Origin of the sequence: Streptomyces sp. SP18CS02, from assembly GCF_036322365.1 — a bacterium.
GTDB lineage: Bacteria > Actinomycetota > Actinomycetes > Streptomycetales > Streptomycetaceae > Streptomyces.
Genome location: NZ_JAQYXC010000303.1, coordinates 544,561 through 568,328 on the forward strand (window position 1 = coordinate 544,561; position 23,768 = coordinate 568,328).

General features: G+C 72.2%; 19 protein-coding genes and 1 riboswitch. Of the genes, 8 read left to right on the forward strand and 11 right to left on the reverse strand.

The window, feature by feature from the left end; translation table 11 throughout:
• Window positions 1-162: 162 nt before the first annotated feature.
• Window positions 163-1,647, reverse strand: a complete 1,485-nt coding sequence (locus PUR26_RS33345; RefSeq protein ID WP_329878593.1) for a histidine kinase N-terminal domain-containing protein — start codon at window positions 1,645-1,647, stop codon at window positions 163-165.
• A gap of 397 nt (window positions 1,648-2,044) precedes the next feature.
• Window positions 2,045-3,091 carry an SIS domain-containing protein gene (locus PUR26_RS33350; protein ID WP_329878414.1) on the reverse strand — a complete coding sequence of 349 codons (1,047 nt, stop codon included), beginning with the start codon at window positions 3,089-3,091 and terminating at the stop codon, window positions 2,045-2,047.
• A 114-nt stretch (window positions 3,092-3,205) separates the two neighbouring features.
• On the opposite strand from PUR26_RS33350, the gene nagB reads away from it, so the two are divergent.
• Window positions 3,206-3,991, forward strand: a complete 786-nt coding sequence (gene nagB / locus PUR26_RS33355) for a glucosamine-6-phosphate deaminase (RefSeq protein WP_329878595.1) — start codon at window positions 3,206-3,208, stop codon at window positions 3,989-3,991.
• A gap of 127 nt (window positions 3,992-4,118) precedes the next feature.
• Here the strand turns inward: nagB and PUR26_RS33360 are convergent, their stop codons facing one another.
• The 4 genes from PUR26_RS33360 to PUR26_RS33375 all read right to left on the reverse strand — a co-directional run bounded on the left by PUR26_RS33360 (window position 4,119) and on the right by PUR26_RS33375 (window position 9,065).
• Window positions 4,119-5,636: a glycoside hydrolase family 3 protein gene (locus tag PUR26_RS33360; protein WP_329878416.1), complete on the reverse strand. Its 1,518-nt coding sequence runs from the start codon at window positions 5,634-5,636 to the stop codon at window positions 4,119-4,121.
• A gap of 8 nt (window positions 5,637-5,644) precedes the next feature.
• Window positions 5,645-6,436, reverse strand: coding sequence for a carbohydrate ABC transporter permease (locus tag PUR26_RS33365; RefSeq protein ID WP_329878597.1), 792 nt, complete (start codon window positions 6,434-6,436; stop codon window positions 5,645-5,647).
• 278 nt (window positions 6,437-6,714) lie between these two features.
• Window positions 6,715-7,710 carry a carbohydrate ABC transporter permease gene (locus tag PUR26_RS33370; protein WP_329878419.1) on the reverse strand — a complete coding sequence of 332 codons (996 nt, stop codon included), beginning with the start codon at window positions 7,708-7,710 and terminating at the stop codon, window positions 6,715-6,717.
• Between the two features lie 77 nt (window positions 7,711-7,787).
• Window positions 7,788-9,065 carry an extracellular solute-binding protein gene (locus PUR26_RS33375; protein ID WP_329878421.1) on the reverse strand — a complete coding sequence of 426 codons (1,278 nt, stop codon included), beginning with the start codon at window positions 9,063-9,065 and terminating at the stop codon, window positions 7,788-7,790.
• A gap of 284 nt (window positions 9,066-9,349) precedes the next feature.
• Here PUR26_RS33375 and PUR26_RS33380 point away from each other — a divergent pair, with 284 nt between their 5' ends.
• From PUR26_RS33380 to PUR26_RS33410, 7 genes are all read left to right on the forward strand, one after another.
• A complete protein-coding gene (locus tag PUR26_RS33380) occupies window positions 9,350-10,114 on the forward strand; it encodes a GntR family transcriptional regulator (protein ID WP_329878599.1) in 765 nt (254 codons plus the stop codon).
• Window positions 10,115-10,549: 435 nt separating this feature from the next.
• Window positions 10,550-12,811: a carbon starvation CstA family protein gene (locus PUR26_RS33385; RefSeq protein ID WP_329878423.1), complete on the forward strand. Its 2,262-nt coding sequence runs from the start codon at window positions 10,550-10,552 to the stop codon at window positions 12,809-12,811.
• Window positions 12,808-13,014 (forward strand): YbdD/YjiX family protein, encoded by a 207-nt coding sequence (locus PUR26_RS33390; protein ID WP_329878425.1) that lies wholly within the window; start codon window positions 12,808-12,810, stop codon window positions 13,012-13,014. Before PUR26_RS33385 ends, PUR26_RS33390 begins: the two co-directional genes overlap by 4 nt.
• Window positions 13,015-13,059: 45 nt before the next feature.
• Window positions 13,060-13,659: a hypothetical protein gene (locus tag PUR26_RS33395; RefSeq protein ID WP_329878427.1), complete on the forward strand. Its 600-nt coding sequence runs from the start codon at window positions 13,060-13,062 to the stop codon at window positions 13,657-13,659.
• A gap of 511 nt (window positions 13,660-14,170) precedes the next feature.
• Window positions 14,171-14,334, forward strand: a riboswitch (cobalamin riboswitch).
• A 133-nt stretch (window positions 14,335-14,467) separates the two neighbouring features.
• Window positions 14,468-16,861, forward strand: coding sequence for a ribonucleoside-diphosphate reductase subunit alpha (locus PUR26_RS33400; RefSeq protein WP_329878429.1), 2,394 nt, complete (start codon window positions 14,468-14,470; stop codon window positions 16,859-16,861).
• A 2-nt stretch (window positions 16,862-16,863) separates the two neighbouring features.
• Window positions 16,864-17,871: a ribonucleotide-diphosphate reductase subunit beta gene (locus PUR26_RS33405; protein WP_329878430.1), complete on the forward strand. Its 1,008-nt coding sequence runs from the start codon at window positions 16,864-16,866 to the stop codon at window positions 17,869-17,871.
• A 1-nt stretch (window position 17,872) separates the two neighbouring features.
• A complete protein-coding gene (locus PUR26_RS33410) occupies window positions 17,873-18,271 on the forward strand; it encodes a DUF2809 domain-containing protein (protein ID WP_329878432.1) in 399 nt (132 codons plus the stop codon).
• A 96-nt stretch (window positions 18,272-18,367) separates the two neighbouring features.
• Here PUR26_RS33410 and PUR26_RS33415 read toward each other — a convergent pair whose 3' ends face one another.
• The 5 genes from PUR26_RS33415 to PUR26_RS33435 all read right to left on the reverse strand — a co-directional run bounded on the left by PUR26_RS33415 (window position 18,368) and on the right by PUR26_RS33435 (window position 23,730).
• The gene (locus PUR26_RS33415) at window positions 18,368-19,105 is read right to left on the reverse strand and encodes a D-Ala-D-Ala carboxypeptidase family metallohydrolase (protein ID WP_329878433.1); all 738 of its coding nucleotides are present in this window, start codon (window positions 19,103-19,105) and stop codon (window positions 18,368-18,370) included.
• Between the two features lie 148 nt (window positions 19,106-19,253).
• Window positions 19,254-19,883, reverse strand: coding sequence for a peptide deformylase (def, locus tag PUR26_RS33420; protein WP_329878435.1), 630 nt, complete (start codon window positions 19,881-19,883; stop codon window positions 19,254-19,256).
• A 79-nt stretch (window positions 19,884-19,962) separates the two neighbouring features.
• Window positions 19,963-20,943, reverse strand: coding sequence for a tetratricopeptide repeat protein (locus PUR26_RS33425; protein WP_329878437.1), 981 nt, complete (start codon window positions 20,941-20,943; stop codon window positions 19,963-19,965).
• 97 nt (window positions 20,944-21,040) lie between these two features.
• Window positions 21,041-22,300: an HD-GYP domain-containing protein gene (locus PUR26_RS33430; protein ID WP_443077248.1), complete on the reverse strand. Its 1,260-nt coding sequence runs from the start codon at window positions 22,298-22,300 to the stop codon at window positions 21,041-21,043.
• Complete coding sequence (locus PUR26_RS33435) at window positions 22,297-23,730, reverse strand: HD-GYP domain-containing protein (protein ID WP_329878603.1); 1,434 nt, start codon at window positions 23,728-23,730, stop codon at window positions 22,297-22,299. The genes PUR26_RS33430 and PUR26_RS33435 overlap by 4 nt, the downstream gene beginning before the upstream one ends.
• Window positions 23,731-23,768 lie beyond the last annotated feature (38 nt).

Consider the following 23,768-nt stretch of genomic DNA (forward strand, 5'->3'; position numbering starts at 1 on the left):
CTCCCGAGCCGCAGCGCGCAGCAGTAACCCAAAAGCGTTCGAGCCCCGGACCGTCTCCACGGTCCGGGGCTCGCTGCTGTGTCCGGGCGCTTTCGGGAGTGCCGCAGCGGCCGGACCGAGGGTCCGCCACCCCCGCAGGGCGCTCCGGGGACCGGGGCGGCCCTACTTCTGCGGTTGCACGGGGACGTCGAGGACCACCCGGGTGCCCCGGCCGGGAGCCGGCTGCATGTCGAACGTGCCGCCCAACTCCCCTTCCACCAGGGTCCGTACGATCTGCAGGCCCAGATTTCCGGCGCGCTGCGGGTCGAACCCCTCGGGCAGTCCCCGGCCGTCGTCCTGAATGGTGATCAGCAGCCGGGCGTCGGCGCCGCGCGACTCGCCGCGGACGACCGACACCTCCACGGCGCCCAGCTCACCCTGCGCGAACGCGTGTTCCAGCGCGTTCTGCAGGATCTCGGTCAGGACCATGGAGAGCGGCGTGGCGACCTCGGCGTCGAGGATGCCGAAGCGGCCGGTGCGGCGGCAGGTGACCTTGCCGGGGGAGATCTCCGCGACCATGGAGATCACCCGGTCGGCGATCTCGTCGAACTCCACCCGCTCGTCCAGGTTCTGCGAGAGCGTCTCGTGCACGATGGCGATCGAGCCGACCCGGCGGACCGCCTCGTTGAGCGCCTCGCGGGCACTCCGGCCCCCCGAGGTGGCGCCGTCCATCCGCCGGGCCTGGAGCCGCAGCAGGGCGGCGACCGTCTGGAGGTTGTTCTTCACCCGGTGGTGGATCTCCCGGATGGTGGCGTCCTTGGTAATCAACTCCCGCTCGCGGCGCCGGAGTTCGGTGACATCACGGAGCAGTACCAGCGAACCGATCCGGGTGCCCTTGGGCTTGAGCGGGATGGCCCGCAGCTGGATGACACCGCCGTTGCCCTCGACCTCGGCCTCGCGCGGGGCGTAGCCGCTGGCCAGCTTGGCCAGCGCCTCGTCCACCGGGCCCCGGGAGGGTGCGAGTTCGGCGGTGATCTGACCGAGCGGCTGACCGACCAGGTCGGCGGCGAGACCGAGACGGTGGTACGCGGAGAGGGCGTTGGGGGACGCGTACTGGACGATGCCGTCCGCGTCGAGCCTGATCAGTCCGTCACCGGCGCGCGGCGAGGCGTCCATGTCGACCTGCTGCCCCGGGAAGGGGAAGGTGCCCGCGGCGATCATCTGGGCGAGGTCGGACGCGGACTGGAGGTAGGTGAGCTCCAGCCGGCTGGGGGTGCGGACGGTGAGCAGGTTGGTGTTGCGGGCGATGACGCCGAGGACGCGGCCCTCACGGCGCACGGGAATGGACTCGACCCGTACCGGGACCTCCTCGCGCCACTCCGGGTCGCCCTCGCGCACGATCCGGCCCTCGTCGAGCGCCGCGTCGAGCAGCGGACGGCGGCCGCGCGGGACGAGATGGCCCACCATGTCGTCCTGGTAGGAGGTCGGCCCGGTATTGGGGCGCATCTGGGCAACCGAGACATAGCGGGTGCCGTCGAGCGTGGGGACCCACAGCACGAGATCGGCGAAGGAGAGGTCGGAGAGCAGCTGCCACTCCGAGACCAGCAGGTGCAGCCACTCGAGGTCGGACTCACTCAGAGCGGTGTGCTGGCGTACGAGGTCGTTCATGGAGGGCACATGTGCGAGCGTACCGGTGGTCCTGGACCTGGCGCGCCGGCGGTCCGTGGTGGAGGATGGGGCCCGCAAGTAGGCTCGTCGCACGGATGGACAGACCAGAATGGTCTAGTCCACAATCAATGCGTAAAGCCTCCGCCCTCCCCGCACAGGAGGGTGGACCGAGGTACCGGCGCTCTCTGCCCTGACTGCGCCGCACCTCTCACACGGCCGCGGAACCGCACACCGCCGGCCGGGCAACTCCGGGCTGCGGTGCCGGACGGGTTGAGGGTCCCGTCCTGGCGCCGCGGCCCGCGGGTCTTTCCGGGCCGCTCCGCCCGGCCCCGGGGGGGCGTGCGGAACGCGCCGGCCCCCGCCCGGGGACCGCGCGTCGCGGCCGGCGGGACACCCCCTAATGCGTCTCGGTGACCTTGGCCAGCGCACGGGGGGCGTCCGGGTCCTGGCCGCGCGCGATGGTGACCTCGTACGCCAGGAGCTGGAGGGGGAGGATCTCCAGGATCGGCTGGAGTTCCTCGGGGACGCCCTCCGTCGGCAGGGCGAAGCCCACGGACGCCGCCTCGGCCTGGAGCGCGGGTCCCACCACGCAGAGGTCGGCGCCACGGCCCCGCAGCCGGTCGAGGACCGGCTGGAGCGCCTCGCCGCCCTTGCCGTCCGGAACGACCGCGATGACCGGCGAGATGTTGTCGACCATGGCGAGCGGGCCGTGCAGCAGGTCGGCGCCCGAGTAGGCGAGGGCCGGGATGTAGCTGGTCTCCATCAGCTTCAGCGCCGCCTCCTTGGCGGTGGGGTAGCCGTAACCGCGCGAGGTGATCACCATCCGCTCGGCGAACCGGTAGCGCGAGGCCAGCGCGCGCACCTCGTCCTGGCGCACCAGCACCCGGGCCGCCAGGTCCGGCAGCGCCCCGGCCGCCGCGCCGTCGCCGCCCCGCAGCCCCTCGACGAGGAGGTAGAGGGACAGCAGCGAGGCGGTGTAGGTCTTGGTCGCGGGCAGCGCCTTCTCGGCGCCCGCGCGGATGTCGATGTGGAACTCGGACACGGCGGCCAGGGGCGAGTCGGCGTTGTTCGTCACGGCGAGCGTGATCGCCCCCGCCTCGCGCGCCGCCCTTGTCGAGGCGACCAGGTCGGGCGAGCCGCCGGACTGGCTGACGGCGACGACCAGGACGTCGCGCAGGCGGGACCTGGCCCCGTAGGCCGTCGTCGTCGACATGGACGTGAGGCCGCACGGCAGGCCCAGCCGGATCTCCAGGAGGTACTTGGCGTACAGGGCGGCGTGGTCCGAGGTGCCGCGCCCGGTCAGCAGGACGAAGCGCGGCTCGCGGGCGCCGATCGCGTCCGCGACCGCGCGGATCGGCGCCGCGCCCAGCTCCAGGATCCGGCGCAGCACGGCAGGCTGCTCCGCCATCTCGCCCGACATGATCCGGCCCGGCTGCTCGCTCATGCCCACAGTCGAACAGGGAGCGCCCACGGCCGCCAGCGGTAGGGGCCCGGAAGAGCCCCGTTCTGCTAGATTGGTCTATACCACATGAGACCACTCAAGATCGGCAGGCCCAGCGTGGAAGTTGTCATCGTCCAGGACGCCAAGGCGGGCGGCGAACTCATCGCGGAGGGCATCGCCGGCCTTCTGCGCCGCAAGCCCGACGCCCTGCTCGGCGTGGCCACCGGCTCTACTCCGCTGCCCATCTACGACGCCCTGACCGCCCGGGTCCGCTCCGGTGCCGTGGACGCCTCACGTGCCCGGATCGCCCAGCTCGACGAGTACGTCGGCCTGCCCGCCGGCCACCCCGAGTCCTACCGGTCCACGGTGCTGCGCCAGGTCGTCGAGCCGCTGGGCCTGGGGCCCGACGCCTTCATGGGCCCCGACGGCTCCGCCGAGGACGTCCAGGCCGCATGCGAGGCGTACGACCAGGCGCTGGCGGACGCCGGCGGTGTGGACCTCCAGATCCTCGGCATCGGCACCGACGGCCACATCGGCTTCAACGAGCCGTGCTCCTCGCTGGCCTCCCGCACCCGGATCAAGACGCTGACCCAGCAGACCCGGGTGGACAACGCGCGCTTCTTCGACGACGACATCGACCAGGTGCCGCACCATGTGATCACCCAGGGCATCGGCACCATCCTGGAGGCCCGTCACCTGGTGCTGCTCGCCACCGGTGAGGGCAAGGCCGAGGCCGTGGCCCAGACGGTCGAGGGCCCGGTCGCCGCGCTGGTGCCCGCCTCCGCGCTCCAGCTGCACCCGCACGCGACGGTCGTGGTAGACGAGGCCGCCGCGTCCAAGCTGAAGCTCGCCGACTACTTCCGTCACACCTACGCCAACAAGCCCTCCTGGCAGGGCATCTGAGGCAGGACATCCGAGACGGCGAGAGGGGGCCGGTACCCAGTGGGTACCGGCCCCCTCGTCGACCGCGATGTGAGCGCCGTGCGCGCGTCCCGCGGCCCGGGCGGCCTGGTCCGTCGCACCCGGGCCCTCACGCCCCGGTGATGACCTCCGCCGCCGCCACCGCGCACACCCGCGCCGCGCCGTGCGTCGCGATGTGCAGGGCCCCGCGCGGCGGGGCCTGGTCCACGCCCATCTCGACGACCACCGTGTCCGGCCGGGCCGCGAGCAGCCCGTCCAGCGCCCGGGTCATCCAGGGGTGGCGGTGGGCGTCACGGACGACCGCGACGATCCGCCGCTCACCGGCCTCCCGCAGGACGTGCTCCACGGAGGCGTCCGCGTAGGTGCCCGTGACCGTGCCGGGAAGCATCCGGGCCAGTTCCGCCCCGATGCCCCAGGGCGTCTCGTCCCCCACGGCGATATTGGCCACGGGTGCGAAGGCGGCCACGTAGGGAGCGCTGGTCATCGGCGCGTACGGCCGCTCCCCCGCCGTCACCCGCACGGCGCGGCGCGCCGCCACCAGGCCGATATCGGTGCCGGGCGCGGTCCCCTCCTCTGAAGCCGCGCCCGGCTCCGGTTCGGCCCCCCTGGCCCGGTGCGCCTGGGTCCAGGACGCCAGGGCGCGTACCCGCGCCGCCGCGTCGGCCAGCCGCTCCTCGGACAGTTCACCGGTCCGTACCGCTTCCACCAGCGCGTCGCGCAGACGCAGTACGGTCACCTCGTCGGCCAGGCCGCCGCCGACGCACAGGGCGTCGGCGCCCGCCGCGATCGCGAGGACGGAGCCGCGCTCGATGCCGTAGGCGGAAGCGATGGCCTGCATCTCCACGGCGTCCGTGACGATCAGGCCCTGATAGCCCAGCTCCTGACGGAGCAGACCGGTGAGGATCTGCGGGCTCAGGGTGGCCGGACGTTCGGGATCGAGCGCGGGGAGAAGGATATGCGCGCTCATCACCGATTTGGAACCCGCTGCGATGGCCGCGCGGAAAGGCACCAGCTCACGGGCGTGCAGTGTGTCCAGATCCACATCGATGCGGGGCATCGCGAGGTGCGAGTCCACATTGGTGTCGCCGTGGCCCGGGAAGTGCTTGGTGCACGCGGCGACCCCCACGGACTGGAGCCCCTCGATGTACGCGGCGGTGTGCCGCGCCACCAGGTGCGGGTCGGCGCCGAAGGACCGTACACCGATGACCGGATTGCCCGGATTCGAGTTGACATCGGCGGAGGGCGCCCAGTTGAGGTCGACACCGCACGCGGCGAGCCGGCGTCCCAGCTCCCGTGCGACCGCGCCGGTCAGCCCGGTGTCGTCCACCGAACCGAGGGCGTAGTTGCCGGGGAAGGAGGAACCGGTCTGCACCTCCAGCCGGGTGACGTCACCGCCCTCCTCGTCGATCGCCACCAGGACGTCGTCCCGCTCGGCCCGCAACTGGGCGGTGAGCGCGGCCAGCTGGCCGGGGGTGGTGATGTTGCGGCCGAACAGGCCGACCGAGGAGAGGCCCTCGCCGATGCGGCGCAGCAGCCAGTCGGGGGCCACCGTGCCGACGAAGCCGGGCTGGAGGACGGTGAGCGCGTCGCGGGTGAGGGTGTCCGACCCGCGTACCAGAGTCGTCATGAGAGCCGCTATCCCTTCACCGCGCCGGCCGTCAGACCCGCGGCCATCTTGCGCTGGACAAGGAGGAAGAGGATCACGATGGGGACGGCCATCATGGTGGCGCCGGCCATCATCGGGGCGTACTCGGTGCCGTTCTTGGTGGTGAAGTTGCCCAGCCAGACGGTGGCCGTCTGGTTCTGCTGGCTCATCAGCATCAGCGCGTACAGGTACTCGTTCCACGCCTGGATGAAGCCGTAGACGGAGGTGGCGACCATGCCCGGGGCGAGCAGCGGGAAGACCACGCGGACGAAGGCGCCGGTGCGGGTGCAGCCGTCGACCATCGCCGCCTCCTCCAGCTCCTTGGGGATGTTGGCGATGAAGCCGCGCAGCGTCCACACGGTGAAGGGGAGGATGAAGGTCAGGTACGTGATGATGAGGCCGGTGAGCTTGTCGTACTGACCGAGGTCGTTCAGCAGCAGGAACACCGGGATGATCATGGCGACCAGCGGCACCATCTGGACCGCGAGGATGCCGACGATCACGATCTTGCGGCCCCGGAAGGCGAACCGCGAGATGGCGAGCGCGGCCAGCATGCCGACCACGATCCCGATGAGGACCACGATCAGCGAGACGACGAGGCTGCGGCCCACCGGGCCCCAGAAGTCGGCAACCTGGAAGGCGCGGTCGAAGTTCTCCAGGGTGAAGACCCGGGGAAAGAAGTGCGGGTCCGGGTCGATGGCGTCCTTGGCCGGCTTGAACGCCGTGTTCAGCATCCAGTAGACCGGGAAGCCCGCGACGACGAAGACGAGGATGCCCAGCAGATTCCAGCCGAGCTTGCTCCTGCGGGGCCCGGCCGTCCGGGACGGCCCGGCCGCCTTGACGGGAGCCCCCGTACCGCCCGCGCTCCCGGGAGCCTGCGGCCCGCCGGAACGGCCCACGCCAGCGGGTGCCGCGGCCTTCGTGGCCACCCCGCCCCGCGCGTCCGCCGCGCTCACTCCGCCCTGTGCGTCCGCCGCGCTCACTCCACCCTGCGCGTCCGCCGCGCTCACTCCGCCCTGTGCGTCCGCCGCGCTCACTCCACCCTGTGCGTTCGCTGCGCTCACTCCACTTCTCCGATCTTGAGCATCTGGCGCATGTAGACGGCGACCACGCCGAGCAGCAGGATCACGGTGACCAGGGCGATCGCCGAGCCGCCGCCGTAGTCGTTGACCACGAACGCCTTGTCGTACGAGTACGTGGTGAGCAGCTGGAACTCGGCCTCGGGGTGGCCGTTGCGCATCACGAAGACCTGGGGGAAGACACCCATGTCCCAGATCACCGACAGGGTCGTGAGCATCACGATGATGGGCTTGAGGATCGGCAGGGTGACGAAGCGGAAGACGCCCCACGCGCCCGCGCCGTCGAGCCGGGCGGCCTCTTCGAGCTCCTTGGGCACCTGGGTCAGACCGGCGCTGAGGGTGATGACGACGAACGGCACCGCGCCCCAGACCACCAGGAGCATGATCACGGCGAGCCCCTGGGGGCCGCTCGCGAACCAGTTGTGCCCGACCATGTCGACCCCGGGCAACTGGCTGAGCAGCCAGTTCAGGACGCCGTAGTCGGTGTCGAACAGCCACTTGAAGATGGCGGTCGCGACGATGATGGGCATGCCCCAGCTCGCGATCAGGGCGACGTTGACCAGCGCCTTGACCCAGCCGGAGACCCGCTGGAGGAGCAGGGCGATCAGCATGCCGAGGACCATGGTCGTGACGACCGCGCCCGCGGCGAAGACCACCGTCCGTACGACGACGGCCCAGAACTCGCCGTCCCCGAGGATCTTGCTGAAGTTGTCGAAGCCGACCGACTCGGGCGCCTGGAAGCCCCACAGCTGGGGCTGGCCGAACTTCTGGAAGGAGAGAGTGACCAGCCGGACCAGCGGGTAGCCGAGGACCAGCAGGAGGACGAGCAAACAGGGGGCGAGCAGTGCCCAGGGCACTCCCGCTCCGACGGCGGTGGATTTCCTGCCGGGTCTTCCGGAGTCACCGGCCGCGGCTCCCGGTGTCGGCGATGGCCGCTTCGGCGGCACCTTGGCAGTGGTTGTGTCTGCGGCACTCATCGCGCGCTCCTCAGCGGTCCCTCTTCTCGTACGGGCGGCAGGGCCCCGTCGTCGGGCGACGGGGCCCTGCCGTCAGGTCACTTGGTGTTGATGACCTTGTCGATCGCGGCGTCCGCGTCCTTCGCGGCGGCCTCGACCGTCTTCTTGCCGGTACCGATCTCCTGGAGCATGGTCTTGAGGGTCTGCGCCTTCTCGACCTGGCCCCAGCCGGGCGCCATCGGGACGAACCAGTTCGACTCCGCCGCCGTGGCCGGGACGACCGTCTTCGGGTCGTTCTTCAGGGTCGCCAGGTCCGTCTTGTTGTTGGGCAGGTTGCCCTTGGCGAGCAGACCCTTCTGGCCCTGGGCACCCGTGAAGGCGTTGATCCACTCGGCGGCGACGTCCTGCGCCTTGGACTTGACCGGGACGGCCAGGTCGGAACCGCCGAGGAAGACCGGGAGGGCCTTGCCGGACGGGCCGGGCATCACGAAGTTCTCGAGCTTCTCGCCGAGCTTGCCGACCTTGTCGTTCTTCGGGTCGGCCGCCGTGCCGCCCTCCCAGGCCGCGCTGAAGATCGTGGCGGACTTGCCCTGGCCGAAGACGACCGGACGGTCGGCCTCGTCCTTGGTCTTGTCGCCGTGCATGTACTTGTCGACGATCGTCTTGTACGCGTTGAGGCCCTTGAGGGACTCGGGCGACGACAAGTTGGCCTTCCAGGTGTCGCCGTCCTTCTTGGCGATGGAGCCACCGGCGTCGTACACGAAGGACATCGCGGCGTACCAGTCCGGCGAAGGCTGGTACCAGGCGCTGAACTTGTCGCCCTTCTTCGCCTGGATCTTGTCCAGGGCGGCGGTCAGCTCCGCGAAGGTCTTCGGAGCGGCCTTCACCCCGACCTCGGCGGCGATGTCCTTGCGCCAGGTGCCGACACGGCCACCGGCGTAGTACGGGACCCCGTAGGTCTTGCCCTCGTACGAGACGGACTCCTTGAGGCCGTCCAGCCACTGGTCCGACTGCTCGAACTTCTTCGGGTCGACCTCCGCGAAGGCGCCCTTGACCATGTAGCCGAGCATCTCGGTGTTGCCCATCTCGACCACGTCCGGCGCCTTGTCCGTGGCGAGGACGGCGTCGAGCTTGGTGTTCTTGTCGGGCCAGCCGTAGTACTCGTGCTTGATCTTGATGCCGGGGTGCTTCTTGGTCACCGCGTCGTCGGCCGCCTTCACCAGGTCCGGCCAGTTGTTCTGGGCGTCGACCGTCAGCCAGACGGTGAGCTCCTTGGCGTCGCCGCCGGCCTTGTTGCCGCCCTCGTCGGTACCACATGCGGCAATGCCGACCATCATGCCCGCGACGCCTATCGCCGCGATGAGCTTGCGCTTCACGCCACCCTCCTCAGGGATGCCTGCAACCCCTGCCCACCGCGAAGCCATACGACCAGTACTGCTCGTGGGACTGGGACCTGGTCTTTAATGGTTTAGACCAGTAACCCGGAGCTTGGCCTAGACCTTTAGGGGTGTCAAGGGTGTATAAGAAGGGCAGTCGCGTCCGTTATCGGACCGACACCTGAGGAGGGGCGACGACCCGTGACCGGTCCGTGCCACCATGTGAGCCGCGACAGACGGAGGAGCCGGTGACGGCAGCAGCACAGGAGTCGGGAAGGCGGGCCATGGCCACGGACGGGGGCGGTACCGAGACCGAGAGCGGGACGGCGACCCGTACCGCTCGCGTGCCCAAGTACTACCGGCTCAAGCGACACTTGCTCGACATGACCGAGACGCTGCCGCCCGGCACGCCGGTCCCGCCGGAGCGTACCCTCGCCGCCGAGTTCGACACCTCCCGCACGACCGTGCGCCAGGCGCTCCAGGAACTCGTCGTCGAGGGGCGCCTGGAGCGCATCCAGGGCAAGGGCACCTTCGTGGCCAAGCCGAAGGTCTCCCAGGCGCTCCAGCTCACCTCGTACACCGAGGACATGCGCGCCCAGGGCCTGGAACCCACCTCGCAGCTGCTGGACATCGGTTACGTCACGGCCGACGACACGCTCGCCGGGCTCCTCGACATCTCGGCCGGCGGGCGGGTCCTGCGGATCGAGCGGCTGCGCCTCGCCAGCGGCGAGCCGATGGCCATCGAGACGACCCACCTCTCGGCCAAGCGCTTCCCCGCGCTGCGCCGTTCGCTGGTCAAGTACACCTCTCTCTACACCGCCCTGGCGGAGGTGTACGACGTCCATCTCGCCGAGGCCGAGGAGACGATCGAGACCTCGCTCGCCACCCCGCGCGAGGCGGGCCTCCTGGGCACGGACGTGGGCCTGCCCATGCTGATGCTGTCCCGCCACTCCCTGGACGACAACGGCGAGCCGGTGGAGTGGGTGCGCTCGGTCTACCGCGGCGACCGCTACAAGTTCGTCGCCAGGCTGAAGCGGCCGAACGGCTAGGGTCTTTCGCCCGGATCGCGCCGGACGGGTGAGCGGGGTCCGGTGCCGTGCATCGCAAGGCGGAGGAGGGAGTCGACGCGGAGCGTCGGTGACCGAGGACAACGCGGCGAGGCGCGGTGCCCGGGGCACGCGAGCCCGGCTCGATCCGGGCGAAAGACCCCAGGTCGCGCCGCCGAACGGCGGCACTCACGACGGCCCCGCGGGAGCGCCTTCCCGCGGGGCCGTCGCACGCCCCCCCGTTCGGGGGTGACCGAACGGGTGACGTGGGCCACACGCCCCGGGTACGCTGCGACGTCGCCACCGGGTGGCGCACGAACGCCGTGTCCGGCGGCCCGGTCGAGATGGGTCCGTTATCCGGACAGGGGTTCCATGGAGCGGGACGCTCCCCTAGATTTCCCGCACGTCACACAGGGGACAACGAGGGGGCGACACGCCATGACGCAGCCGTCAGCACCACCCGGCACGACCGCACCAACCAAGCTTTCCCCCCGGTCGATCGCCGTGTGGTCGCTCGTCGCGATCATCGGCGCCGTCGGCTGGGCGGTCCTCGCGCTCTCACGCGGCGAGGAGATCTCGGCGGCCTGGATGCTGGCCGCCGCGCTCGGCTCGTACGCCATCGCCTACCGCTTCTACTCGCGCTTCATCGCGAACCGGGTGCTGAAGGTCGACAAGACCCGCGCCACCCCGGCCGAACGGCTCGACAACGGTGTCGACTTCCACCCCACCGACCGCCGGGTGCTCTTCGGGCACCACTTCGCGGCGGTCGCGGGCGCCGGCCCGCTGGTCGGTCCCGTCCTCGCCGCCCAGATGGGCTATCTGCCGGGGACCATCTGGCTGGTGGCGGGCGTCATCTTCGCCGGCGCGGTCCAGGACATGGTCACGCTGTTCTTCTCGACCCGCCGCGACGGCCGTTCGCTCGGCCAGATGGCGCGTGACGAGATAGGGCCGTTCGGCGGCGCGGCGGCGCTCGTCTCGGTGTTCGTGATCATGATCATCCTGCTGGCCGTGCTGGCCCTGGTCATCGTCAACGCCCTGGCCCACTCGCCGTGGGGCGTCTTCTCCATCGGCATGACCATCCCGATCGCCCTGTTCATGGGGTTCTACCTGCGCATCCTGCGCCCGGGCCGGGTCACCGAGGTCTCCGTCATCGGTGTCGCGCTGCTGCTGCTCGCGATCGTCGCCGGCGGCTGGGTCGCCGAGTCCTCGCTCGCCGACACCTTCACCCTGGAGCCCGGCACGCTCGTCGTGTGGATGGTGGGTTACGGATTCCTCGCGTCCGTCCTGCCGGTGTGGATGCTGCTGGCCCCTCGTGACTACCTGTCGACCTTCATGAAGGTCGGCACGATCGTGCTGCTGGCGCTCGGCGTCTTCATCGCGCTGCCCACCCTGAAGATGGACGCCGTGACCGAGTTCGCCGGCCGCGGCGACGGGCCCGTCTTCGCCGGGTCGATGTTCCCGTTCGTCTTCATCACCATCGCCTGTGGCGCGCTCTCCGGCTTCCACTCCCTGGTCTCCTCCGGCACCACGCCGAAGATGATCCAGAAGGAGACGCAGGTCAGGTTCATCGGCTACGGCGCCATGCTGACCGAGTCGTTCGTCGCCATCATGGCGATGATCACCGCCTGCATCATCGACCCGGGCCTCTACTTCGCCATCAACTCCCCCGGCGGCGTCATCGGGACCACCGTGGAGTCCGCCTCCCAGGCGGTGGCCAACCTCGGCTTCTCCATCTCCCCCGACCAGCTGGCCCAGGCCGCCAAGGACGTCGAGGAGACCAGTCTCCTGTCCCGGACCGGCGGTGCGCCGACCTTCGCGCTCGGCATGTCCGAGATCTTCTCGGCCGTCGTGGGCGGCGGCGCCATGAAGGCCTTCTGGTACCACTTCGCCATCATGTTCGAGGCGCTGTTCATCCTCACGACCGTGGACGCGGGCACCCGGGTCGGGCGCTTCATGCTCCAGGACATGCTGGGCAACGTCTACAAGCCGATGCGCCGGGTCAGCTGGAAGCCCGGCGTCTGGTTCGCCAGCGCGGTCGTCGTCGGCGGGTGGGGCTACTTCCTCTGGGTCGGCGTCCACGACCCGCTGGGCGGCATCAACCAGCTCTTCCCGCTGTTCGGCATCGCCAACCAGCTGCTCGCCGCGGTCGCCCTCGCCGTCTGCACGACCCTGCTGGTGAAGTCCGGGCGCCTCAAGTGGGCCTGGGTCACGGCGGTTCCGCTGGCCTGGGACGTGGCCGTCACCCTGACCGCCAGCTGGCAGAAGATCTTCTCCGCCGACCCGCGGGTGGGATTCTTCGCCCAGCGCGACAAGTACCAGGACGGGATCGACGCCGGGACGCTGCTGGCACCGGCCAAGTCCATGGACGACATGCGCACCGTCGTCACCAACTCGACCGTCGACGGCGTCCTGTCGGCCCTGTTCGCCCTGCTGATCATCGTCGTCATCGCCGACGCGGCACGCGTCTGCTACAAGGCCGTCAGCAGCCCCGAGTCCGTGCGCCTCGCCGAGGTGCCGTACACCAGGTCCCGCATCGTCGCCCCGGCCGGACTCCTCGTCACCCCCGAGGAGAAGGCCGAGCTCGCCGCCGTGGGCGCGGGCGGCGCGGGCCCGACCGGCGCTTCGGGCGAGACCGGCGCTTCCGGCGAGACCGGCCGGGAGGCCGTCTCCGGGTCCGGCCGGGGCGGCGACCCGTCGTGAGCGCCACGGCCCTCGCCGGGCGCGCCGTGCGGTGGCTGCGCTGGTACGTCCGGGAGTTCTCGGGCGAGACCGCCTACGAGCGGTACGTCGCCCACGCCCGGACGTGCGATCCGGCCGCCGAGGTGATGACGCGGCGCGCCTTCGAACGCAGCCGCACGGATGCCCGTGAGGCCGATCCGCGGAAGGGTTTCCGCTGCTGCTGAGCCCCCGGGGGCGTGTACGCGGTGCGCACACGAAAGGATGTACGCATGACACGTACACGCCCCCTGCCGCTGCTCCTGCTGCCGCTCATCGCCCTGACCGCCGCGTGCGGCACGGAGACGGCCGGCGGCTCCGCTCCCGACCGCGGGACGCTGGAGGCGCGGGCAGCCGCCGCGCAGACCAGGACCGAGCACGTGTACGTGATCGAGGCGGACGGGTTCGAGTTGGCGAAGCAGTCCGTGGGCGTCCTCGGCGATGACGGCTTCCAGAGCACCTATGTCGCCACGGGCGGCGGCCGGATCACCGTCTCCGTCGACCGCGGCACGGTGGACGACGGGAGCTGCCCCGCGATCCCGCCCGTGAGCCGGTCCTGCGAGAAGGACGGTCCGGGGTGGTACCGCTCCTCCGGGGCCGCGCACGAGTACGCCCTGACCGAGAACGGCCTGCGCGTCCAGATCTCCGCCGAGTCCTCCGCCGTCTCCCGCGACGTCCTGCGCGCGGCCGCCGGGTCGGCGCACCGGGCGGACGACCGTGAGCTGGACGAGGTCCTGCCCGAACACACCGCGCCGGCCGGGCCCGTCGAGCGGGGGGACCTTCCGCCGGTCGGCGACGGTGCCCCCGACAACGGGGTGGGTGCCGGCGGCTGACCCGGCCGTACGGTCTCCCGCCCCTCCCGGCCCTCGCCGCCGGCGCGCGGGCGGGGCGGCGGGGCCGCGAGGGCACGCGGTGCCCGTCCGGGGCGCGGGCCGACCGCTCACGGCCGGCGCGCACGGCGGGTTCCCTCACGGCCGGCGCACGCACGGCCGGTCCCGTCACATGGCCGGTCCGATCGCGGCCGGTCCCGTCACGGCCGGTCCGATCGCGACCCGGGTGCTTCCTGCCGGACGGACCCCGCGGCCCGTGGGGGGATCCGGTGCAGGAGCCGCCGGCCTCCCCGGGGAGCCGCGCCGGCCACACCGGGCCCGCCCACGGTCGGCCGCGACGCCGGGAAGGCCGCGCGTCCGGCCCGCCACCGCGCCCGGGAGCCCCCGCGCGGGCCCGCACCGAGCGCACGGGGCGGCGGGCCGGCGCGCCCCTGCCGGCCCTCCCGGCCCTCCCGAAGCCCCGCCCGGCCTCCTCCGGCCGGATGTGCCATGGGTCGTCACCCCGGACCGACACACAAGATGTGGGGGGTGCGGCATGGGGAGCCCCCCACATGTATGCTCAACCTCGCTGTCGTCGCAGGGGAATCCGGTGCGAATCCGGAACTGTCCCGCAACGGTGTACAGGTGCGCCTTTGCGCACCTATGAGTCCGAAGACCTGCCGCAGCGCACCCGAGCCGTCCGGCCCGGGTGCCCAGACGTCCGGGCCTCGCGGAGTGGGCCGGAGGACGCGGTGCGCACCCCCTGTTCGCGCGGGTGCCCCGCTCTCCTGCCCGCCCGCCGGCCCCGAGCCGAGCGAGGGAGAGCCCCCACGTGACCATCGCGCCAGCCGATCCGGCCTCAGCAGTCGCGGACACGGAGACCGTCGGAGCCGGAACCACGGCCGCGGAAGGCGACGGTCCCGGGACCGTCCTGCTGCGGACCCTGACCGACCTCACCGCCGATCTGCCCGACACCGACCCCGGCCGGGTCGCCGCCGCCGCGCTGCGCGGCCGGCACGCCGGTTCGGACGAGGCCGAGCTGCGTGAGCTCGCCACCGAGGCGGCCGCCGGTCTGATCTCCGAGGACCCCTCGTACTCGCGCCTCGCGGCCCGGCTGCTCACCCGCACCATCGCCGCCGAGGCGGCGGGGCAGGGCTCGGTGTCGTTCTCCGCGTCGGTCGCCGTCGGTCACCGGGAGGGCCTGATCGCCGACCGTACGGCCGGTTTCGTCCGCGTCCACGCGGAGCGGATGGACGCGATGATCGACCCGGCGGCCGACGACCGCTTCGGCTACTTCGGACTGCGCACCCTCTACAGCCGCTACCTCCTGCGGCACCCGATCACCCGCAAGGTGATCGAGACCCCGCAGCACTTCATGCTGCGGGTGGCCGCAGGGCTCGCCGAGGACGACAGCGTCCGCGCGCTCGACGAGGTCGGGGCGCTGTACGGCCTGATGAGCCGGCTCGACTACCTGCCCTCCTCCCCCACGCTGTTCAACTCCGGCACGCGCCACCCACAGATGTCGTCCTGCTACCTGCTGGACTCGCCGCTGGACGAGCTGGACTCGATCTACGACCGCTACCACCAGGTGGCGCGCCTGTCGAAGCACGCGGGCGGCATCGGCCTGTCGTACTCCCGCGTCCGCGCCCGCGGTTCGCTCATCCGGGGCACCAACGGCCACTCCAACGGCATCGTGCCGTTCATGAAGACGCTGGACGCCTCGGTGGCGGCCGTGAACCAGGGCGGGCGGCGCAAGGGCGCGGCGGCGGTCTACCTGGAGACCTGGCACGCGGACATCGAGGAGTTCCTGGAGCTGCGCGACAACACGGGCGAGGACGCGCGGCGTACGCACAACCTCAACCTGGCGCACTGGGTCCCGGACGAGTTCATGCGCCGCGTCAACGCTGACGCCGAGTGGTCGCTGTTCTCCCCGGCGGACGTACCCGAGCTGGTCGACCTGTGGGGCGACGAGTTCGACGCCGCGTACCGCGCGGCCGAGGCCGCCGGGCTGGCCCGCAAGACCATGCCGGCCCGCGACCTCTACGGCCGGATGATGCGGACCCTGGCCCAGACCGGCAACGGCTGGATGACCTTCAAGGACGCCTCGAACCGCACGGCCAACCAGACCGCCGAGCCGGGCCACACGGTCCACTCGTCCAATCTGTGCACCGAGATCCTGGAGGTCACGGACGACGGGGAGACCGCGGTCTGCAACCTGGGCTCGGTCAACCTGGGCGCGTTCGTCGAGGAGGGCGCCGACGGCGGGATCGACTGGGAGCGGCTGGACGAGACCGTCCGCACGGCCGTCACCTTCCTCGACCGGGTCGTCGACATCAACTTCTACCCGACCGAGCAGGCCGGCCGGTCCAACTCCCGCTGGCGGCCGGTGGGTCTGGGCGCCATGGGCCTCCAGGACGTTTTCTTCAAGCTGCGGCTGCCGTTCGACTCGGCCGAGGCACGCGCCCTCTCGACGCGCATCGCCGAGCGGATCATGCTCGCGGCGTACGAGGCGTCCTGCGATCTCGCGGAGCGCAACGGCAGGCTCCCGGCCTGGGAGAAGACCCGTGCGGCGCGCGGTGTCCTGCACCCGGACCACTACGGCGTCGAGCTGAACTGGCCGGAGCGCTGGGCGGCCCTGCGCGAGCGCGTCGCCTCGGTCGGCATGCGCAACTCGCTGTTGCTGGCCATCGCGCCGACCGCGACGATCGCCTCGATCGCGGGCGTGTACGAGTGCATCGAGCCGCAGGTCTCCAACCTCTTCAAGCGCGAGACGCTGAGCGGCGAGTTCCTCCAGGTCAACGCCTATCTGGTGGCCGAGCTGAAGAAGCTCGGCGTCTGGGACGCGCAGACCCGTGAGGCGCTGCGCGAGTCGAGCGGCTCGGTACAGGGCTTCACCTGGATCCCGGCCGACGTCCGCGAGCTGTACCGCACGGCGTGGGAGATCCCGCAGCGCGGCCTGATCGACATGGCGGCGGCGCGCACCCCGTTCCTGGACCAGTCGCAGTCGCTGAACCTGTTCCTGGAGACGCCGACGATCGGCAAGCTCTCCTCGATGTACGCGTACGCCTGGAAGCAGGGCCTGAAGACGACGTACTACCTGCGTTCGCGCCCGGCGACCCGGATCGCCCGCGCGGCGGCCGCGACCCCGATCCCCGTACAGGCCACGCCGGAAGAGGCCGTCGCCTGCTCCCTTGAGAACCCCGAGTCCTGCGAGGCGTGCCAGTGACCATGAGTGACAAGAACCTTCTCGACCCGGGCTTCGAGCTCACCCTGCGCCCCATGCGCTACCCGGACTTCTACGAGCGCTACCGGGACGCGATCAAGAACACCTGGACGGTGGAGGAGGTCGACCTCCACTCCGACGTCGCCGACCTCGCGAAGCTCACGCCGGGCGAGCAGCACATGATCGGCCGGCTGGTCGCGTTCTTCGCCACCGGTGACTCGATCGTCTCCAACAACCTGGTGCTGACGCTGTACAAGCACATCAACTCCCCCGAGGCACGGCTGTACCTGAGCCGTCAGCTGTTCGAGGAGGCCGTGCACGTCCAGTTCTATCTGACACTGCTCGACACCTATCTGCCCGACCCGGACGACCGCGCGGCCGCGTTCGACGCCGTCGAGGAGATCCCGTCGATCCGCGAGAAGGCGCAGTTCTGCTTCCGCTGGATGGACTCGGTCGAGAAGATCGAGCGTCTGGAGACCCAGGCCGACCGCCGCCGCTTCCTGCTGAACCTGATCTGCTTCGCGGCGTGCATCGAGGGGCTGTTCTTCTACGGCGCCTTCGCGTACGTGTACTGGTTCCGCTCGCGCGGTCTGCTGCACGGCCTGGCGACCGGCACCAACTGGGTGTTCCGCGACGAGACGATGCACATGAACTTCGCCTTCGAGGTCGTGGACACCGTCCGCAAGGAGGAGCCGGAGCTGTTCGACGACGAGCTGCGGCGGCAGGTGACCGACATGCTGAAGGAGGCCGTCGAGGCGGAGCTGCAGTTCGGCCGGGACCTGTGCGGTGACGGACTGCCGGGCATGAACACCGAGTCGATGCGCGAGTACCTCCAGTGCGTCGCCGACCAGCGCCTCCAGCGTCTGGGCTTCGCCCCGGTGTACGGCTCGGAGAACCCGTTCGCGTTCATGGAGCTCCAGGGCGTCCAGGAGCTGACCAACTTCTTCGAGCGCCGGCCGTCGGCGTACCAGGTCGCGGTGGAGGGCTCGGTCGACCTCGACGAGGACTTCTGACATGGCCCGTACGCGGTGGGCGGCCGGTGCCGCCGCCGCCGTGACCGTCGCCGCGGGCCTGGGGATCAGGTCCGCGGCGGCGGGCGATGCCGCCAAGTACGCGGGGGACGCGCTCTACACGGTGCTGGTCCTGGCGCTGGTGGTGCTGGTCGCGCCCCGGCTGCGGCCGGCCGCGGCGGCCGGGGTCGCGGTGGTCCTCTCCTGGGCGGTGGAGCTGTTCCAGCTGACCGGTGTCCCGGCGGAGCTGGCCCTGCGCAGCACCGCGGCCCGGCTGGTGCTCGGGACCTCGTTCAACGCCCCTGACCTGCTCTGGTACGCGGTGGGCGGGGCGGCCGGCTGGGCGGTGCTGACGGGCTGCCGCCGGATGGGCCGTCGCCGGACCCGGCCCCGCCCCGCCTGACCGGACCGTCCGCCGGACCGTCCGCCGGGCGGTCCGGTCGGGCGGTCCGGTCGGGCGGTCCGGTCGGCCGGGCGGGCGGAGGGACGCGGCCCGGCGTCAGATCCCGCAGCTGGAGGCCGACCAGAAGCGGCTCGCGCGGTGGTCGACGTGGGCATGGTCGCCGTGTCCGGGATAGCCCGGCCCGAGGATGCCGTTGAAGCCGTGGTTGCGGGCCGTCTGGGCCAGCTTGCACAGGGAGTGCGGGCCCGCGCCGAGGTCGGCCGCGTCGCCGTACAGATGCCTGCTGCCCGACGCCCCGCCGACCGCGTCGTTGCACGCCCCCGAGCGGAAACCGCTGGTCACGGTGATGGGCTGGTCGCCCAGCGCGTGTCGCACGGCCTCCAGCTTCCACATCGTGCGCAAGGCGTTGGCCTTGGCGGTGGCGGCACTGACGGCTCCGCCCGCCCAGGTGGAGTTGCAGTCGTTGAGCTCGGCGTAGGCGAAGTGGATCGGCGTGCAGTCGTCGTCCTGGAGCGCGTAGAGCTTGGCGAACGTGGCGCTGCCGGCGACGCCGTCGGCGGCCAGGCCGTACGCCGACTGGAAGCGTTTGACCGCGGCGGTGGTCGCCGGGCCGTAGGCGCCGTCGACGGCGAGGACCCCGCCGTAGCCGGGGTATCCGGCGACCCGGATCTGCAACTGGGTGACGTCGGCTCCGGACGCGCCCTGGGAGAGGGTGCGCGACCAGGTGTAGCAGCCGTCGGCCTGCGCGGTTCCCGCCGTGGCGACCACACCGGCGCACGCAGCAGCCATGACCATGACAAACGACACCAGAAGACGTGCGGTTGATCTCAGCATCTGACCTCCATCTGCGAGGGGGACTGTGCCGAGACTGGCCGCCCGGGTCGACGCGCGTCAACAGGGCCGTGCCACCGTCATTCGTCGGACCGGTGGCGGTGACGGGGCCCCGTCCCCCTCGCCGGAGGGCGGGGCCACGGCCACGGAATCAGTCGTTCGGGACGATCGGGTAGCGCGGGGTCCCCTCGGCCATCTGCTTCAGGGCGTCCTTGCGGTCGCGCTTGGAGAGCCGGTCGATGTACAGGTAGCCGTACAGGTGGTCCGTCTCGTGCTGGAGGCACCGGGCGAAGTAGCCGGTCCCCCGCACCTTGATGGGGTTGCCCTTGGCGTCCTGGCCGTGCACTTCGGCGTAGTCGGGGCGGGCCAGCGCGGCGTAGGCCGTCGGGACGGACAGGCACCCCTCGTTGGAGTCGTCCAGCACGCGGCGGTCGGCCGGGAGCTCGCGCAGCACCGGATTGACCACATAGCCGGTGTGCCGCACGCCCTCGTCGTCCGGGCAGTCGTAGACGAACACCTTGAGGTCGACGCCGATCTGGTTGGCGGCCAGGCCCACGCCCTCCGCCGTCCGCTGGCTGGCGAACATGTCGTCGATGAGCTGCGCGAGCTTGTCGTCGAACTCGGTGACGTCCTTGCACTCCTTGTGCAGCACCGGATTGCCGACGACCGTGATCGGGTGGGAGGTGCCGCGCTCGCGGTGCGCGAGCTCGCGCTCCTCGCAGTCCTCCGTGTCCACGACGAAGCCGTCGTTGACCTGCTCGTCCGTCTCCTGCTGCGACATGTCCGCTTCTGCGCCTTCCTGAGTACCCGATGGGTTGTGCTCGTACAGCCTACGGGCAGGACGGACCGGCGGCGGGGCGTCAGCAGACCTCTTCGAGGTCCCGCCATTCGCGGCTGTCGGGACTGTCCGCGACCCAGCCGTCGAGCAGACCGCGCACCAGCCCGGCGGGCGCCGCGATGCCGCACTCGCGCTCCGGCACCCACAGCTCGCCCGGGGAACGGTGACCGAGCGGTCCCGGATGACCCGGCTCGCTGTGGTCGTGCGGGTCCAGGTGCTCGCCCTCGCCCTCGGCGCTGGGCATCCGCGACTCCGAACAGGCCCGGCACAGCAGCCGCACCGACGAGGACCAGTCCTCGGCGGCGAAGCCGGCGTCCGCGGCGAGCTGCTCCAGGGCGTCCCGGTCGGCCTCGGTGGCCGCCTCCAGCAGCACCACCCAGGTCGGTACGGGGGACGGCGCCCACAGCTCGATCTCGTCGAACACGGGGAAGCTGTGCCCGGCGGCGGTCGTCCGCTCGCCGTGCGGCACCCCGTCGTGCAGGACGACCTCGCCCCAGCGCCGCCCGGACGACGGCAGCGGGATGGAGAGCACTTCTATCCGGGCCGGGTCGAGCCTGCGGCCCCACACCACCTCGGCCTCGCCCTCCGGCGAGAGCCGTACGGCGGCGCTGCCGAGCTCCATCCCCGCCGGTTCACCACCGGCCGCCGCCGCCCCCGGCACCTTCAGCCCGTAGGCCTGCCAGGCCCGGCGGGCCAGCGGCCAGTCCTGGAGCGCGGTGGCCGCGATGCCCACGTTCCACCAGTCGGGCGCGCCGGTCTCCCTGTCGAGGAGTGCGACGGCCCGCAGGCCCGCCGTGCGCGCCTGTTCCCAGTCGTGCCGGAACTTGTGCAGCAGCGCCAGGTTGAACCACGACTCCGAGAGCCAGGGCTCCAGGTCCGCCGCTCGCGTCAGCAACGCGCCCGCGTCCTCGTACCGCCCGTCCCCGATCAGCGTGAACGCGCGGTCGGTGGCCTGCCGCCACGAAGCGGAGGGCCGATGCCGTACCTTCCCGAAGATCCTCACGATTCCCGCCTGCCGGTCGCTGAAGGTCTCTGCCCCCGGACACCCTCTTGTTCGCATCCAACCATGCCCGGTCGCACGCCCGCTCATTACCCATGGGTTACCCCGGCCCCGGCCCCGCAACGCCGCCCCGGGAGAGGACCCTGGCGAGGGATTCCACCACCGCCGGGTGGTGGTCCCTGGCGGTGCCGAGGCGAAGCTGCTCCAGTGCGCCGAGCGCCTTCGATGCGCGTTCCCCGCACAGGTCGTCGTACGCGTTGACGGTGCGGACGATCCTGGCGGGCAGGGGTTGCTCCCGGTACGGGTCGGCCTGCCGCTCCACGACGACGGCGACGGCCGCCGGGACGCCGGTCCGGCGGACGACGGCGCCGCCCAGCAGCGCCAGCCGGCGTTGTTCGGCCGCGGGCAGGAGCGCGGTCGCGCCGTCGGGCACGGGGTCGACCAGCGAGAGCTGCCCGATGTCGTGCATCAGGGCGGCGTACTCCACGACGGTCAGGTCGGGCTCGGAGAGACCGAGGTCACGCCCGACCTCCCGGCTGAGCACGGCCACCCGGTGGGCGTGGCCCGGGGGCGTGTACCCGGCGATCTCGGTGGCGCGCGCGAGGGAGGCGACGGTCTGCCGGCAGGTGGTGCGCGCGGCGGCGTACCGGCGCAGGGACCGCTGGGCCAGGAGCAGGGGACCGCACAGGGCGGGCAGCGCCCACAGTCCCGCCACGGCCACGGCCAGCGTGGTCACGGCTCCGCTGGCGCGGACCGCGGAGCCGACGCCGAGCAGGGCGCGCAACTCGTCGCGGAGCAGCGGGCCGTACGGACGACGGGTGCGGGCGTGCAGCGTCAGGGCGGCGAGGACCACGTCGCAGAGGGCGGTCAGCAGGGTGAGCAGGAGCAGGAGCAGCGCGAAGCGCGGCCCGTCCCCGACGGCCCGCTCCCACACGCCCGAGTTGTACAGCGGCTGGAAGCAGACGGCGGCGAACCCTGCGGTGAGCACCCGGCGGGCCAGGTGGTCGAGCTCGGGGCCCCTGCCGCGGGCGATGTGCGGCACGGCCCCGGCGAGGGTCCCGGCGACGACCACGGCGACGGTCTGGAGCACGCCGTGGGTGGTGGGCTGCCCGCCGGAGTCGCCGAGCAGGGCGTACGCGAGGGTGCCCGCGGCGGCGAGCGGCGCGGGTTCGCGCTCCCCGGGCGGGGTGCCCCCGCGGGCGAGCTCGCCGACCGCGACGAGCACTCCGAAGGCGAGCGCGTTGCCCGGCTCGGCGATCCCGTGCCAGAGGGTCCAGCCGAGTCCGGCGGCGGCGAGCGCTCCGGCGGCCGCGCGGACGGCGGCCGCGCCCAGCGCCCGGGGCGCCGCCGGGGCCGTCACGGGGTCCCGCCGCGGCGCGCGTGCTGGGCGTGGGTGTCCTGGTGGCGGCCCGGAGGGACGTTTCCGCGGGGGGCTTCGGCGCCCGGGGCGCCCGCGCCGGGCCCCGCCACCGGGCGGGGGCCGGCGGGGGCCGGGGGCGCGGTGTCGGAGGAGGCCCCGGTCCGCCAGCCGTGCCGGTCCAGGGCGCGGGCCAGCGCGCCCACCATCCGGGGGTCGAACTGGGTGCCCGCACAGCGCTTGAGCTCCTCCACCGCGGTGGCCACGGGCCGGGCCCGCCGGTAGGAACGGGTCGAGGTCATGGCGTCGAAGGCGTCGGCCACGGCGACCAGGCGCGCGGACTCGGGGATCTGGCCGCCTCTGAGCCCGTACGGATAGCCGCTGCCGTCCAGCCGTTCGTGATGGTGCAGGATCGCCGCGCGCGCCTCGCCGAGGAATCCGATGCCGCGCACCATCTCGTGCCCGTACTCCGGGTGCAGCTCGATCGTCCGCCGTTCCTGGGGGGTGAGCGGCCCGTCCTTGCGCAGCAGCCGGGTGGGCACCCCCAGCTTGCCGACGTCGTGCAGGGTCCCGGCGAACCGCAGGACCTCCAGGCGGTCCTCGTCCATGCCGAGCTCGCGGGCGATCAGCTCCGAGGCGCGGCCCACCCGCTCGCTGTGGCCGCGGGTGTACGCGTCCTTGATGCCGACGGCCTGGACCAGCGCCCGGATCGTCGTCCGGTGGGCGGCGCGCTCCCGGTCGTACTGGCCGAAGACCCGGCACGAGACGTACGTGGGCAGCAGGACGAGCAGCGCCGCCGGCCAGCCGTACGAGCTGCGCCACACCACCGCCATCATCAGCCCGGCCAGTCCGTGCAGCGCGTGCGGGGCGAGGGAGCGCGTCAGCAGGCCCCGCCAGGCGTCGCGCGCCGGCACCCGTTCGGCGGTGGCCAGGATGCCGCCGTCCAGGGCGGTGAGCACCAGGCACAGGGCGAGCGCCGCGACCCCGGCCGGCAGCAGCAGCGCGGGGAAGCCGGGCGCCGGTGCTCCCGGGGCGCCGCCGTCGAGCGTGAGGGTCCCTCCGGTGAGTGCCGCGGCCCGCGCGGCCACCCAGACGGCGAGGGCGAGACGGGCGGCCCGCCAGATCCGCCGGGGCGCGGCCGGCCGCCGTCCGACACGGGCGAGGAGTGCGCCGGGCACGGCCGCCAGGGCGGCGGCGGAGGTCGGCAGGAGCAGTGCGGCGGCCAGCAGCACGGGGAAGAACGATACGGCTGTGACCGCGTCGGACCTCTCGGGCACGGAACCGGCGGGCACGGGGCCGCCCGCCGTCCGGCCGGGGAAAGGGCGCCGCGGGGGCCGCTCGCAGACGGCGTGGAGCACCGCGAGGAGCGCGAGGGCACCCCAGGGGATCACCGGGCCGACGATCGTCGCGGCCGCCCCCGTGGCGGGAAGCAACGCCGGTAGAGGGGCGGCCGAGGGCGCCGGACCGGCCG